This window comes from Streptomyces sp. NPDC088387 (genome assembly GCF_044753385.1).
GTDB lineage: Bacteria > Actinomycetota > Actinomycetes > Streptomycetales > Streptomycetaceae > Streptomyces.
In genome coordinates, this window is the sequence record NZ_JBIVNC010000022.1 from 67,396 (window position 1) to 81,279 (window position 13,884).

12 protein-coding genes are annotated in these 13,884 nt (G+C 72.0%); 3 read left to right on the forward strand and 9 right to left on the reverse strand.

Going from position 1 to position 13,884, the window contains the following annotated elements; genetic code table 11:
• Positions 1-9 precede the first annotated feature (9 nt).
• The 5 genes from ACIQAC_RS38045 to ACIQAC_RS38065 all read right to left on the reverse strand — a co-directional run bounded on the left by ACIQAC_RS38045 (position 10) and on the right by ACIQAC_RS38065 (position 6,334).
• Positions 10-285, reverse strand: coding sequence for a hypothetical protein (locus ACIQAC_RS38045; protein WP_402199761.1), 276 nt, complete (start codon positions 283-285; stop codon positions 10-12).
• 110 nt (positions 286-395) lie between these two features.
• Positions 396-2,777, reverse strand: a complete 2,382-nt coding sequence (locus ACIQAC_RS38050; protein WP_402199764.1) for a fructose-specific PTS transporter subunit EIIC — start codon at positions 2,775-2,777, stop codon at positions 396-398.
• 76 nt (positions 2,778-2,853) lie between these two features.
• Positions 2,854-3,801 carry a 1-phosphofructokinase gene (pfkB, locus tag ACIQAC_RS38055; protein WP_402199766.1) on the reverse strand — a complete coding sequence of 316 codons (948 nt, stop codon included), beginning with the start codon at positions 3,799-3,801 and terminating at the stop codon, positions 2,854-2,856.
• Entirely contained in the window at positions 3,798-4,559 is a 762-nt protein-coding gene (locus ACIQAC_RS38060) for a DeoR/GlpR family DNA-binding transcription regulator (RefSeq protein ID WP_402199769.1), read from the reverse strand. The genes pfkB and ACIQAC_RS38060 overlap by 4 nt, the downstream gene beginning before the upstream one ends.
• Positions 4,560-4,759: 200 nt before the next feature.
• Positions 4,760-6,334 carry an MFS transporter gene (locus ACIQAC_RS38065; protein ID WP_402199772.1) on the reverse strand — a complete coding sequence of 525 codons (1,575 nt, stop codon included), beginning with the start codon at positions 6,332-6,334 and terminating at the stop codon, positions 4,760-4,762.
• A 62-nt stretch (positions 6,335-6,396) separates the two neighbouring features.
• Here ACIQAC_RS38065 and ACIQAC_RS38070 point away from each other — a divergent pair, with 62 nt between their 5' ends.
• Entirely contained in the window at positions 6,397-7,374 is a 978-nt protein-coding gene (locus tag ACIQAC_RS38070) for a helix-turn-helix transcriptional regulator (RefSeq protein WP_402199775.1), read from the forward strand.
• 344 nt (positions 7,375-7,718) lie between these two features.
• Here the strand turns inward: ACIQAC_RS38070 and ACIQAC_RS38075 are convergent, their stop codons facing one another.
• Positions 7,719-8,525 (reverse strand): TetR/AcrR family transcriptional regulator, encoded by an 807-nt coding sequence (locus tag ACIQAC_RS38075; protein ID WP_402199778.1) that lies wholly within the window; start codon positions 8,523-8,525, stop codon positions 7,719-7,721.
• 373 nt (positions 8,526-8,898) lie between these two features.
• Positions 8,899-9,897 carry an RNA polymerase sigma factor RpoD/SigA gene (locus ACIQAC_RS38080; RefSeq protein WP_402199780.1) on the reverse strand — a complete coding sequence of 333 codons (999 nt, stop codon included), beginning with the start codon at positions 9,895-9,897 and terminating at the stop codon, positions 8,899-8,901.
• 181 nt (positions 9,898-10,078) lie between these two features.
• Here ACIQAC_RS38080 and ACIQAC_RS38085 point away from each other — a divergent pair, with 181 nt between their 5' ends.
• Complete coding sequence (locus ACIQAC_RS38085) at positions 10,079-10,597, forward strand: GNAT family N-acetyltransferase (protein WP_402199783.1); 519 nt, start codon at positions 10,079-10,081, stop codon at positions 10,595-10,597.
• Between the two features lie 28 nt (positions 10,598-10,625).
• Here the strand turns inward: ACIQAC_RS38085 and ACIQAC_RS38090 are convergent, their stop codons facing one another.
• Entirely contained in the window at positions 10,626-11,417 is a 792-nt protein-coding gene (locus ACIQAC_RS38090) for a dioxygenase (protein WP_402199785.1), read from the reverse strand.
• Positions 11,418-11,519: 102 nt separating this feature from the next.
• Here ACIQAC_RS38090 and ACIQAC_RS38095 point away from each other — a divergent pair, with 102 nt between their 5' ends.
• Positions 11,520-12,035 (forward strand): MarR family winged helix-turn-helix transcriptional regulator, encoded by a 516-nt coding sequence (locus ACIQAC_RS38095; protein WP_402199788.1) that lies wholly within the window; start codon positions 11,520-11,522, stop codon positions 12,033-12,035.
• A 117-nt stretch (positions 12,036-12,152) separates the two neighbouring features.
• Here the strand turns inward: ACIQAC_RS38095 and ACIQAC_RS38100 are convergent, their stop codons facing one another.
• Entirely contained in the window at positions 12,153-13,700 is a 1,548-nt protein-coding gene (locus ACIQAC_RS38100) for an MFS transporter (RefSeq protein WP_402199790.1), read from the reverse strand.
• Between the last annotated feature and the right edge of the window lie 184 nt (positions 13,701-13,884).

Genomic DNA, 13,884 nt, shown 5'->3' on the forward strand with positions numbered 1-13,884 from the left:
GTTGACCGCTCAGCGGCCGTCGGCCAGGTTCCGTACCAGGCCCGCGAAGGCGTCCTGTTCGGCCGGGGTCAGTTCGACGGACTCCAGCTGCGGCGCGGACTGGCGCTGGCGCGGGAGGGCGAGCAGCGCACGGCGGTCCGCGTGCCCCGGGTGCCGCGCGCTGTGACCGGCACGGCCGGTGCGCCCGAAGCGCAGGACGCGTGCCACTCCGAACAGCCAGCCGACCGCGGCCGTGCCGAGGAGGACCAGGACCGTCCACTGGAGGGTCGAAAGGTGCTCAGGCATGCGCCCCAGTAGACACCACGGCCCGGGACTCTGCGCCCGGACCGTGATCTATCTCGCAGTTATCGCGAACAACTCACAGCGTCCTCAAAGGGACGGAACCACTCCCGGTGTTATGCCGCCACCGGCTGCTTCGCCTCCGCCGCGGCGGCCGCCTCGCCGCCCGCCGTCTCCGGGGCGCCGGTGCCCGGTGCCGGCTTGCGCATGCTCTTCAGTACGACGACCAGGGCCGCCGTGACGCCCACGCCCGCCGCGATGGCGACCAGGTAGAGGAACGGGTTGCCGATCAGCGGGACGACGAAGATACCGCCGTGCGGTGCGCGCAGGGTGGCGCCGAAGGTCATCGACAGGGCGCCGGTGACCGCGCCGCCCGCCATCGAGGCCGGGATCACGCGCAGCGGGTCGGCCGCCGCGAACGGGATCGCGCCCTCGGAGATGAAGGAGGCGCCGAGCACCCAGGCGGCCTTGCCGTTCTCGCGCTCGGTCCGGGTGAAGAGCCTGCCGCGCACGGTCGTCGCCAGGGCCATCGCGAGCGGCGGCACCATACCGGCCGCCATCACGGCCGCCATGATCTTCATCGCGGAGTCGCTGGGGCTCGCGACGGCGATCCCGGCGGTGGCGAAGGTGTACGCGACCTTGTTGACGGGGCCGCCGAGGTCGAAGCACATCATCAGCCCGAGGAGGCCGCCGAGCAGGACGGCGTTGGCGCCGGAGAGGCCGTTCAGCCAGTCCGTCATGGCCTCCTGGGCCTCGGCGATGGGCTTGCCGATCACCACGAACATCAGGAACCCGACGATCGCCGCGGAGATCAGCGGGATCACCACGACCGGCATGATGCCGCGCAGCGCGGCGGGAATCCGCACCTTCTGGACGGCGATCACCACACCGCCGGCGATCAGACCCGCGGCCAGACCGCCGAGGAAGCCGGCGTTGATGGTGAGGGAGATCGCGCCGCCGACGAAGCCCGGCACCAGACCCGGCCGGTCCGCCATGCCGTACGCGATGTATCCGGCGAGGACCGGGACGAGGAAGCCGAAGGCGACGCCGCCGATCTGGAAGAGCAGGGCGCCCCAGCTGTCCGCCTGGGTCCACACGAAGTGGTCCATCACGGACGGCGCCTTGTTGATCTCGTAGCCGCCGATCGCGAAGCCGAGGGCGATCAGCAGACCGCCGGCGGCGACGAACGGGACCATGTAACTGACGCCGGACATCAGCCACTTGCGCAGCCTGGTGCCGTAGCCCTCGCCGGAGTCCCCGGCGCGCTCGACGGGTGTGCCGGCGGGCGCGGGCGCCCCCGTGACCTCGCCGCGCGCAGCCTTCTCGCGTACCTCGGTGATGAGTTCGGCGGGCCGGTTGATGCCCGCCTTCACCCCGACGTCGACGGTCGGCTTCCCCGCGAAGCGGTCCTTCTCCCTCACGGGCACGTCATGGGCGAGGATCACGGCGTCCGCCGCCGCGACGACCGCCGGGTCGAGCCGGGTGAAGCCGGCCGAGCCCTGCGGCTCGACGACGAGTTCGACACCCGCCTCCCGCCCCGCGTTCTCCAATGCCTCGGCCGCCATGTAGGTGTGCGCGATACCGGTGGGACAGGAGGTGACAGCGACGATACGAAACGGACGCTCATCGCCGGCAGAGGAGGCCCCCGGCACCGGGCCGCCCACACCCTCGGCGCCCGCGCCCTCGCCGTCCGCGCGCCCGGCGCCCGCGCGCCCGGCGCCCGAATTCCCGACGCCCGCGCTCTCCGCGCCCGCGCCCGTCGCCGGGCCCGTGCTGCCCGCCGGGCCCGTGCTGCCCGCTGTGGCGCCGGAGGAGGCCGCCACCGGCGCCACAGCGGAGTCGTCCCCCGCGCCCTCGGGCCCGCCCGCCTCCGCACGCCCGATCACGTCCACGCCCGGGCCCTGGGGCACCTCCCCGCCCGGGCCCCGGGGCACCTCCGCGCCCCCGTCCTGGGGCGTATCCCCGCTCCCACCCCGGGTGACGTCCGTGTCCCCGCCCCGGAGCACCTCCCCTCCCCCGACCCCAGCCACATCCCGGCCCCCGGCCCCGGTCTCGTCCGCGTCCCCGCGGATCAGCGCCGCCGCCGACTCCGCGTCCCCCGCCGCCCGGAGCGCGTCCGTGAACGCGGTGTTCATGAGGTGCCTGGCGAGGGACGACAGGATCGTCAGGTGGGCGTCGTCCGCGCCGGCCGGTGCGGCGATGAGGAAGACCAGGTCGGCGGGGCCGTCCGGGGCGCCGAAGTCGATTCCGGCGGCGCTGCGCCCGAAGGCCAGCGTCGGCTCGGTGACGTGTGCGCTGCGGCAGTGCGGGATGCCGATGCCGCCGTCGAGGCCGGTCGGCATCTGGGCCTCGCGGGCGGCCACGTCGGCGAGGAAGCCCTCCAGGTCGGTCACCCGGCCCAGGGCGGCCATCCGCTCGGCGAGGGCGCGCGCCGCCGCGTCCTTCGTGTCGGCGGACAGGTCGAGATCGACCAGGTCCGCGGTGATCATGTCGCTCATCGCGGGCTCCTTCGCACGCGTATCGCCCGGGGGGACGGGTGGGTGGGGGTGGGGTGGGTGACACGGGCCCGGCGCCTCATGACACCGGCTCCGTCAGTGCGCGGCCGGCCGGGATGTCCTGCGTGACCGTCACCGCGGTCGGGTCCAGGTCCGCCGGCGTCGGCATCACGCTGCCGGGAAGCTGAACGGCGGCGGCGCCGTGCGCGGTGGCGGAGGCGAGGGCCTCCGGGCCACGCCCGCCGGCGATCAGGAACCCGGCGAGGGAGGAGTCACCGGCGCCGACGTTCGAACGCACCGCGTGGACGCGCGCGGTGGCGAACCACGCGCCCGCGTCGTCCACGAGCAGCTGCCCGTCCGCGCCCAGGCTCGCCAGCACGGCGACCGCGCCCATCGCGCGCAGTTCCTCGGCCGCCTTGACCGCGTCGCCGACCGTCGAAAGGGGGCGTCCGACGGCCGCCGCGAGCTCCTCGGCGTTGGGCTTGACCACGTCGGGCCGGGCCCGCAGCGCCTCAAGCAGCGCGGGCCCCGACGTGTCGAGCGCGATCCGCGCTCCCCCGGCGTGCGCCCGCGTGACGACATCGGCGTACCAGGACGGCGCGAGTCCGCGCGGCAGGCTGCCGCAGCACACGATCCAGTCGGCGCCCGCGGACCGCTCCCGCACGGTGTCCAGGAGCAACTCCTGTTCCGCGGCGGACAGTTCGGGTCCCGGCGCGTTGATCTTCGTCAGTACGCCGTCCGACTCCGCGAGCGCGATGTTGGAACGGGTGGCCCCGGCCACCGGGACCGGCGCGACCTCGATGCCCTGCGCGTCGAGCAGGTCCGCGACGAGCGCGCCGGGCGCTCCGCCCAGGGGCAGTACCGCGACCGTGCGCCGGCCGGCGGCGGCCACGGCCCGCGAGACGTTCACTCCCTTGCCGCCGGGGTCCATACGCTCACCGGTGGCGCGGATGACCTCGCCGCGCTCCAGGGCGGGGACCTCGTAGGTCCGGTCGAGGGAGGGGTTCGGGGTGACGGTGAGGATCATGCGCGTACTACTTCCGTGCCGCCGCGCTCGATGGCGGCCGCGTCCTCGGGGCTCAGCCCGCTGTCGGTGATCAGGAGGTCCACGTCGCCCAGGCCCCCGAAGCGGGCGAAGTGCTCCTGCCCGTGCTTGGCGGAGTCGGCGAGCAGCACCACACGCCGGGAGGCGCCGACCGCGGCGCGCTTGACCGCGGCCTCGGCGAGGTCCGGGGTGGTCAGACCGTGCTCGACGGAGAAGCCGTTGGCGGCCACGAAGAGCACGTCGGCGCGGATCTCGGCGTAGGCGCGCAGGGCCCAGGCGTCCACGGCGGCGCGGGTGCGGTGCCGGACGCGGCCCCCTACGAGGTGGAGCTGCATGCCGGGGTGGTCCGCGAGGCGGGCCGCGGTCGGGAGGCTGTGGGTGACGACGGTGAGGGAGGTCTCCAGGGGGACGGCCGCGGCCAGCCGGGCCACCGTCGTACCGGCGTCGAGGATCACCGTGCCCTCGGCGGGGAGTTCGGCGAGGGCCGCCCTGGCGATGCGGTCCTTCTCGTCGGCGGCGGTGGACTCGCGCTCGGTGAGGTCCGGCTCGAAGTCGAGCCGCCCGGCCGGGATCGCCCCGCCGTGCACCCGGCGGACCAGGCCGGCCCGGTCGAGGGCCTTCAGGTCCCGGCGGATCGTCTCCGCGGTGACCTGGAACTCCTCGGCGAGCGACACGACGTCCACCCGGCCGCCGTCACGGGCGAGCCGGAGGATCTCCTGCTGCCGCTCCGGTGCGTACATGTCCGTTCGCCTCCGACTGTGCCCGAACGTGTGGTTTCAGGGGGAGGCTACGCGCGGATTTCCGGAAAGTAAACAGGTTCGGGCTTCAACCAGACATGAACGGACTTCGCAGTCCACCTTCTCGGACGTACGCCGAAGGGCCCGGCACCATCCTCGGCGCCAGGCCCTTCATCGGAGACGTCCTGCGGGAAGTCACTCGGTCAGGAGACGAGCTCCCGCTCCGGCTCGACCGCACCCCGGTCCACCGGAGCCCCGGTCTCCCCCGCGGCCCCCTCCAGGTGCTGGACCGGGCGGCCCGGCAGCGCGAACATCACCAGGAAGATCACCGCCATCAGTCCGGCGACCCACCCGATCGCGTTCTGGAAGCCGTCCACGTACGCCGCGCCCGTCGCGGCGGCGCCGGCCGCACCCTCCGCCCCCGGAGGCACCCGGTCGTCGATCACCCCGAAGAAGACGACGGAGACCAGGCCGAGACCGAGCGCGTTGCCCATCTGGGCCACGGTGTTGATCAGCCCGGACGCCGAACCGGCGTGCTCACGCGGCACACCCGAGAGCACCGCGTCGGTCAGCGGGGCGACGATCAGACCCATCCCGGCGCCCATCACGACCAGCGGCAGCGCCATCTGCCAGGGCGCGATGGCCAGGCCGTACCGCTCGGACTCCCACAGGTACAGCAGCACACCGACCGCCATGGTCGCGGCGCCCGCCTGGAGCACCTTGCGGCCGAAGCGCGGGACCAGCAGCTGCACGGACAGCCCGGCCGCGACCGACACGGCGATCGAGAACGGCACCCCGGTCAGCCCGGCCTTCAGCGGCGTCCAGCCGAGGCCGGTCTGCATGTACAGCGTCCAGACCAGGAAGAACACACCCATCACCACACCGAACAGGGTCTGTACGGCGATGCCGGCCGCGAAGCTCTTCACCCGGAACAGCGACAGCTCGACCAGCGGGGACCCGTCACGCGCCGACTTGAGCCGCTCGTACGCCACCAGCGCGCCGAACACCACGAGCGCGCCCGCCATCGACACGTATCCCCACACCGGCCAGTCCAGCTCGCGGCCACGGGTCAGCGGGTAGAGCAGCATCAGCAGACCGGCGGTGACCAGAGCGACGCCCACGAGGTCCAGGCGCAGGGCGCGCGGGGCCTTGGACTCGGTGATGAAGCGGCTGCCGAGGATCAGGCCCGCGATACCGACCGGGAGGTTGATCAGGAAGATCGGGCGCCATTCGAGGCCGAACAGGTTCCACTCGGTGAGCAGCGCGCCCAGCAGCGGACCGGACACCGCGCCGAGTCCGACGACCGCGCCGAACAGGCCGAAGACCTTGCCGCGTTCGTGCGCCGGGAAGGTGGCGTGCACGATCGCCAGCACCTGCGGCACCATCAGCGCCGCCATACCGCCCTGGAGGATGCGCGAGGCGACCAGCATCTCCGGGTTGGCGGCGAACCCGCACAGCGCCGAGGCGAGCGTGAAGCCGCCTATACCGACAAGGAAGATCCGCTTGCGGCCGTGGATGTCGCCGAGCCGCCCGCCGGTGATCAGGCCGGCGGCGAAGGCGAGCGCGTAGCCCGCGGTGATCCACTGGATCTGGCTGAAGCTGGCACCGGCGTCCTGCTGGATGGACGGGATGGCGATGTTGACGATCGTGACGTCGACGAGGTCCATGAAGGCCGCGGTCATCACGATGGCCAGCGCGAACCACCGGCGCCGGTCACCGGTGCCGGCACCCGCACCCGCACCCTGCTGCGCACTGAGAGTCGTCTCGGAAGAGGTCATGGTTTGAAGCTACGGCCCCATTAGGTCAGATCGTGTCCTAGTGGTACGGCATCCTCGAACTCATGACGACGGACACCCCGGCACGGCTGCTGACCCTCCTCTCCCTCCTCCAGACGCCCCGCGAATGGCCCGGCGGCGAGCTCGCCGACCGGCTCGGGGTCTCCCGGCGCACGGTCCGCAGAGACGTGGACCGGCTGCGCGAACTCGGCTATCCGGTACAGGCCAGCATGGGCTCGGACGGGGGGTACCGGCTGGTCGCGGGCAAGGCGATGCCCCCGCTGGTGCTCGACGACGAGGAGGCGGTCGCGATCGCGGTCGGGCTGCGCGCCGGTGCCGGGCACGCGCTGGAGGGGGTCGACGAGGCGTCCGTACGGGCCCTCGCGAAGCTGGAGCAGGTGCTGCCGGGGCGGCTGCGGCACCGGGTCGCCACGCTTCAGTCCGCGACGACTCCGCTGACCAGCGGGGACGGGCCGAGCATCGCGCCCGAGACCCTGACCACGATGGCGTCCACGGTCGCCGGGCACGAGCGGCTGCGGTTCGCCTACCGCTCCGGCGACGGCGCCGAGTCCCGGCGGCTGACCGAGCCGTATCGCCTCGTCTCGACGGGACGCCGCTGGTACCTCGTCGCGTACGACCTCGACCGCGAGGACTGGCGCACGTTCCGTGTCGACCGGGTCAGCGAACCCTTCGCCACCGGGGCGCGGTTCTCCCCGCGGGAGCTGCCTACGGGGAGTGCGGCGGAGTATCTGCGGCGGTCGATCCGACGTCATCGGGAGACGTACGAGTTCGCGGTGACGTTCGCCGCGTCTGCGCCGGTTGTGGCGGCGCGGCTTCCTGAGTGGGTGGGGGTGCCGGAGCCGGTCGGGCCGGACAGTTGCCGTCTGCGGGGGACGACCGCGGATCCGGTGGAGTGGTTGGCGGTGCGGCTGGTGATGCATGGCTTTGAATTCACGGTTCAGGAACCGGCGGAACTTGTGGGGTGTGTGCGGGAGTTGGGGGGGCGGTTGTTGCGGGCGGGGGGCGGGGAGGGGGGCGCGTGAGCGGCGACGGGGCCTGTTCTTCGGCCGCGGGCCGGTGGTGGGCGGTCGCGCAGTTCCCCGCGCCCCTTGAGGTTCGTCCTCGGCCGCGGGCCGGTGGGGGCTCGTCGCGCAGTTCCCCGCGCCCCCAAAAGCCGTCGTCGGCCGCGGGCCGGTAGGGGGTCGTCGCGCAGTTCCCCGCGCCCCTGAGGTTCGTCTTCGGCCGCGGGCCGGTGGGGGCTCGTCGCGCAGTTCCCCGCGCCCCCAAGAGCCGTCGTCGGCCGCGGGCCGGTGGGGGCTCGTCGCGCAGTTCCCCGCGCCCCTAAAGGGCGTCGTCGGCCTGAAGGGATTCTTCGGGGTGGGGTGGGTCAGAGTGGCTGCCAGTGGAAGTTGCCTACTGCTGCGAGGTTGCGTATTGCCGTCTCGGCGGGGCCGTCCGGGCCCGCGGCCGGGGCGTCGCCGGCCGCCCAGGACTCGACGGCCACGCGTACGGCCGCGCTGGCGACGGCGGCGGCGAACCGCAGTCGTGGGGACACCACGGGTTCCGGGCCGTCACCCGCGCCGGGTCCATCACTACGAGTGTCTCCGGCAACGTTGTCGCCGCCTCGGGCCCCCGCGTCCGGTCCCGCTCCGGCGTTCCTGTCCGGTCCGGCGTTTCCGTCCGGGCCCGGCGTCATGCGGGCCAGTAGTACCACCGCCAGGGATGCCTCTCCCGAGCGGCAGACCTCTGCCCAGACTCTGCTCAGGGACGGGCTGGTCCCGGCCAGGCGGACCAGGGTGCGGACCCAGTCCCAGGACGCCGCCGAGATCCCGCCGCCGGGGGTGAGGGTGTGGCGGACCGCGTGGTCGAGGGCCTCGGGGATCGACATGTGCGGCGGGGCGACCCGGACGGCCTCGGCCCAGCGCTGGGCGCCGGCGGCGTACAGCGGGGCGATGGCCTCTTCCTTGGTCGCGAAGTACCGGTAGAACGTGCGCGGCGCGATCCCGGCGGCCTGTGCGATGTCCTCGGCCCGGGTGGCCTTCAGCCCGCGGCTCACAAAGAGCCCGGCGGCCGCGCGGGCGATCTCCATCCGGGTCGCCGCCTTGCGCCGCTCGGTGAGGGAGAGGGCGGGCCCCGGGGCGGAACCGGAATCCGGACCGGAGGGGCGATTATGCGCTGGAGTGGTGCTGCTCACGTCGGCAGGCTATGCCCATGTGGCAGAATCTGCCATCCGGCGGGCCACCCCGGGGTTCAGGTTCGGGGTGCCCCGCCTCTCCACGTGTGCCCGGGTCCGGGCAGAAGTGGAACCGGGCCCTGGCGCCAGGGGGGGAGGCGCCAGAGCCCGGCTCTGGGAGAGTCCCGGCGCAAGGGGGGAGTAGCGACGGGACGTGGCTCTGTGGGGGTTGATCGGGGTTGATCTCCGATCCGGGTGCCCTTCGGATCGGGCGTCGAAACGTCCTTCGACGCCGTCTCCGTAAGGTCTCACCTACTGAACTCCTGGGCCCTGAAGGTTTGTTCCCGAAGTCGGGACTGTTGAAGCGGCGTTACGAAGCCATGTTCGCGCGGGCTCACGCCGCCGCGTCGAACCCGGTGTCGCGGGCCAGCTTCTTCAGCTCCAGCAGGGCGTGCTTCTCGATCTGCCGGATCCGCTCACGCGTCAGACCGTGCTCCTTGCCGACCTCGGTCAGCGTGCGCTCCCGGCCGTCCTCGATGCCGTACCGCATCTTGATGATGGAGGCCGTGCGCTGGTCGAGGCGGCCGATCAGGTCGTCCAGCTCCTCGCTGCGCAGCAGCGTCAGCACCGACTGCTCCGGGGAGACCGCGGAGGTGTCCTCCAGGAGGTCACCGAACTGGGTGTCGCCGTCGTCGTCCACCGACATGTTCAGCGACACCGGGTCGCGGGCCCAGTCGAGCACGTCGGTGACGCGCTCCGGCGTCGAGTCGAGCTCGGCGGAGATCTCGTGCGGCTCCGGGTCGCGGCCGTGCTCGCGGTTGAACTCGCGCTGCACGCGCCGGATACGGCCCAGCTCCTCCACGAGGTGGACGGGCAGCCGGATGGTGCGGGACTGGTCGGCGATGGACCGCGTGATGGCCTGCCGGATCCACCAGGTGGCGTACGTCGAGAACTTGAAGCCCTTGCGGTAGTCGAACTTCTCGACCGCGCGGACCAGGCCCGCGTTGCCCTCCTGGATCAGGTCGAGCAGGGGCAGACCACTGCGGGGGTAACGGCGGGCGACCGCGACGACCAGGCGGAGGTTGGACCGGATGAAGACGTCCTTGGCGCGCTCACCGGCCGCGACCAGGGACTCCAGCTCGTCACGGCTGGCGTTGGTCTTCGTCTCCTCGAACCCTTCCAGTACCTGGCGGGCGAACACACCCGCCTCGATCGTCTGCGACAGCTCGACCTCCTTGGCGGCGTCGAGCAGCGGGGTCCGCGCGATCTCGTCGAGATACATGCCGACCAGGTCGCGGTCGGCGATCTCGCCGCCAGAGGCGCGAACGCTGCTGGGCCGGTCGACGGTCTCGCCGGCGGCGGACTTACGACGGGCGACGGCACGGGTTGCCATGCGTGCTCCCTTGCGATGGTGTGGTCAGCGGACGTTTCCGGGGATGCTCGGCTCTCTCGGCACTCTCTCCGGGTGCCCTGCATCCGATGGAAACAACGACTGGAATCCGGACAGAATTCCCAACCCGCACCCCGATTTTTCTGATCATGCAGTACCCTGTGCCGCCGCAGGGGGAGGCCGGATGTCGTGGGAACGTACAGAGGTGCAGGTCAGGCCGGGAGCCGAGGCTGACCTCGTAGCCCTCACCGAGCTCTACAACCACTATGTACGTGAGACGTCCATCACGTTCGACACAGAGATCTTCACTCCGGAAGAGCGCCGTCCTTGGTTGCTCTCCCACCCAGAAGACGGACCGCACCGCCTGATGGTTGCCACGGAGCCGACCTCACGGCGAATCCTGGGTTACGTCACATCCAGCTCTTACCGGGCGAAGCCCGCCTACACCACGTCGGTGGAGGTCACGGTCTACGTCGCCCCGGACGCCGGCGGCCGCGGCATCGGCACGCTCCTGTACAAGGCCCTCTTCGCCGCCCTCGCGGGCGAGGACGTCCATCGCGCGTACGCGGGCATCGCCCAGCCCAACGAAGCGTCCACGCGGCTGCACGAACGCTTCGGTTTCCGGCATGTCGGCACGTACCACGAGGTGGGCCGCAAGTTCGGCCGCTACTGGGACGTGGCCTGGTACGAGAAGGAACTCTGACGGGCGTCGCCGCGCCCCTCGGAGCGGGTCAGCCGAACTGCACGGACCGCTTCGCCATCCCCATCCAGAAGCCGTCGATCACCGACCGCTGCGCGTCGAGCTCGCCCGACACCTCCGCCGCGCCCATGGTCACGAACAGCGGGGCGAAGTGCTCGGTGCGCGGATGGGCGTAGCGCCCGGCCGGTGCCTTGTCGAGGAAGTCGAGCAGGGCGTCCCAGTCGCGGGTCTCCAGCGCGCGGTGGCCCCAGTCGTCGAACTCCGAGGACCAGGTGGGCACGCCGGGCCCGGTGTGCCGCAGGGCGGCGAGGTTGTGGGTGAAGAAGCCGGAGCCGACGATCAGCACCCCCTCGTCGCGCAGCGGCGCGAGCCGGCGGCCGATCTCCATGAGGCGGACCGGGTCGAGGGTCGGCATGGAGATCTGGAGGACCGGGATGTCGGCGGCCGGGAACATCTCGACGAGCGGCACGTAGGCGCCGTGGTCGAGTCCGCGGGCGGGGATGTCCTGCACCGGCGTGCCGGGGGCGCGCAGCAGTTTCCGTACGGAGTCGGCGAGTCCGGGGGCGCCCGGGGCCTCGTAGCGGACCTGGTAGTAGTGCTCGGGGAAGCCCCAGAAGTCGTAGACGAGCGGGACCGTCTCGACGGCGCCGAGGGCGAGCGGGGCCTCCTCCCAGTGGGCGGAGACCATGAGGATCGCGCGGGGGCGCGGGAGGCCGGCGGACCAGGCGGCGAGTTCGCCGGGCCAGACCGGGTCGTCGGCGAGCGGCGGGGCGCCGTGGCTGAGGTAGAGGGCTGGCATGCGCTCGGGTGCGACGGCGGTCATGGCGGCGACTCCCTTGAGATCTTGAACTCTAAAGCACTTCCCCAGGGGCACTCTACGGCGACTTTGTTCAACATTCAAGAACGACGGTCGTACAGTGGATCCATGAACACGGCCCCGGCATCCACCCCCGCCGCAGCACCCCAGTGGCTCACCGCGGACGAGCAGCGCGTCTGGCGGGCGTATCGGCACGCCACCACGCTCCTGGAGGACCATCTCGACCGTCAGCTCCAGCGCGACGCCGGCATGCCGCACATCTACTACGGCCTGCTGGTCCAGCTCGCCGACGCGCCCGAGCGGCGGCTGCGGATGACCGAGCTGGCCAGACACGCGAAGATCACCCGCTCTCGCCTCTCGCACGCCGTCGCCCGGCTGGAGAAGCACGGCTGGGTGCGCCGCGAGGACTGCCCCTCCGACAAGCGTGGCCAGCTGGCCGTCCTCACGGACGGCGGGTACGAGGTGCTGCGCCGCACCGCGCCCGGCCATGTCGGCGCCGTACGCCAGGCGCTGTTCGCGCGGCTCACCCCGGAACAGCAGAAGTCCCTCGGCGAGATCATGGAGATCGTCGCCGAGGGACTTCAGCCGAACGAAGCGGGTGCGGACCTGCCCTGGCTCCGCTGAGCCGCTCACTCAGCGGGAGCCCGGGCAGGTCCTGTGTGCCGTACGGGAGGGGCGTCCCCTCCCCCTCCGCACGACGGGCCCGAGGGGGGTACGACCCCTGACCGGTGGGTCAGCGGGTCAGTGGGCGACCACCGGCACCGGCAGCTCGTCCTCCGCGCCCTCGCCGTCGCCGGAGGCCACCGGGGTGGAACCCGGACGGCCCGCGTTGACGAAGGTGAACGCGATGAGCGAGGCGGCGAGCAGGATGCCGACCGCGAACCAGATGGCGCTGGTGTAGCCCTCGACCATGCCGCGCAGCTGGACCAGCTGCTGCTCGGACCGGGTGCCGGCGCCGGCGATGTTGTCGGCGACGTACGAGGTCGTCGCGGACGCGGCGATCGTGTTCAGCAGGGCCGTGCCGATCGCGCCGCCCACCTGCTGCGAGGTGTTGACCATCGCGGAGGCGACACCGGAGTCACGCGGCGCCACACCCTGCGTGGCCAGGGACATGGCAGGCATGAACGCCGTACCCATGCCGAGACCGAGCAGCAGCATCGCGGGCAGCAGCAGCGCCGAGTAGGAGGAGTCGATCTCCAGCTGGGTCAGCAGCAGCATGCCGACGGCCGCGAGCAGGAAGCCGGGGCCCATCAGCAGGCGCGGTGCGACCCGGGTCATCAGACGCGTACCGATCTGGGTGGAGCCCACGATCATGCCCGCGATCATCGGCAGGAAGGCGAAGCCGGTCTTGACCGGCGAGTACCCCTGCACGATCTGGAGGTAGTACGTGAGGAACAGGAACAGACCGAACATGCCGATGATGGCCAGGCCCAGCGAGAGGTAGATCCCGCCGCGGTTGCGCTCGGTGATGACGCGCAGCGGCAGCAGCGGCGCCTTGACCCGGGACTCGACGATCACGAAGGTCGCCAGCAGCACCGCCGACGCGACGAACATGCCGATCGTGACGGAGTCGCTCCAGCCCTCGGACTCGGCGCGGGTGAAGCCGTAGACCAGCGCGACCAGGCCGAGCGTGGAGAGCAGGACGCCGGGGATGTCGAGCGGGTTGCGGTTGCGGCCGCCCTCGGGCTCACGGATGACGAGGTAGGCACCGGCGGCGGCGACGATCGCGAACGGGATGTTCACGAAGAACGTCCAGCGCCAGTCCAGGTACTCGGTGAGGAATCCGCCGAGGATCAGGCCCACGGCGCCACCGCCACCGGCGATCGCACCGTAGATGCCGAACGCCTTGGCGCGCTCCTTGGCGTCGGTGAACATCACGGCCAGCAGCGAGAGCGCGGCGGGCGCGAGCAGTGCGCCGAAGACACCCTGGAGGGCGCGGGCGCCGAACATCATGGCCTCGTTGGTCGCGGCACCGCCGAGCGCGGAAGCCGCGGCGAAGCCGCCCAGACCTATGACGAAGGCGCGCTTGCGGCCCCAGAGGTCGGAGATACGGCCGCCGAAGAGCAGCAGACCACCGAAGGCGAGGGCGTAGGCCGTGACGACCCACTGCCGGTTGCCGTCGGAGATGCCCAGGTCCTGCTGGGCGGAGGGCAGCGCGATGTTCACGATGGTGGCGTCGAGGACGACCATCAGCTGGGCGAGCGCGATGAAGATGAGGGCCTTCCAGCGGCCCGGATCGGGGACCGGCGCCGCGGGGGTGCCGGAAGCCTTGACGGCTGCATCAGACATGGGTGTACCCACTTCGGGACTTCGTGACGGATTGTTCGGGACGAAAGTAAATAAGTATGAGTTGTGGCTGAAATATCGGGCCCGGCCGGCGAATCGAGGCGGCAGAGCGGGGTGGGTGGTGTGAAGAAGGCCGTCGTGGACCGCGGATCGTCTTCGTCGACGTCCGGACCTTCGACGTCCGGTG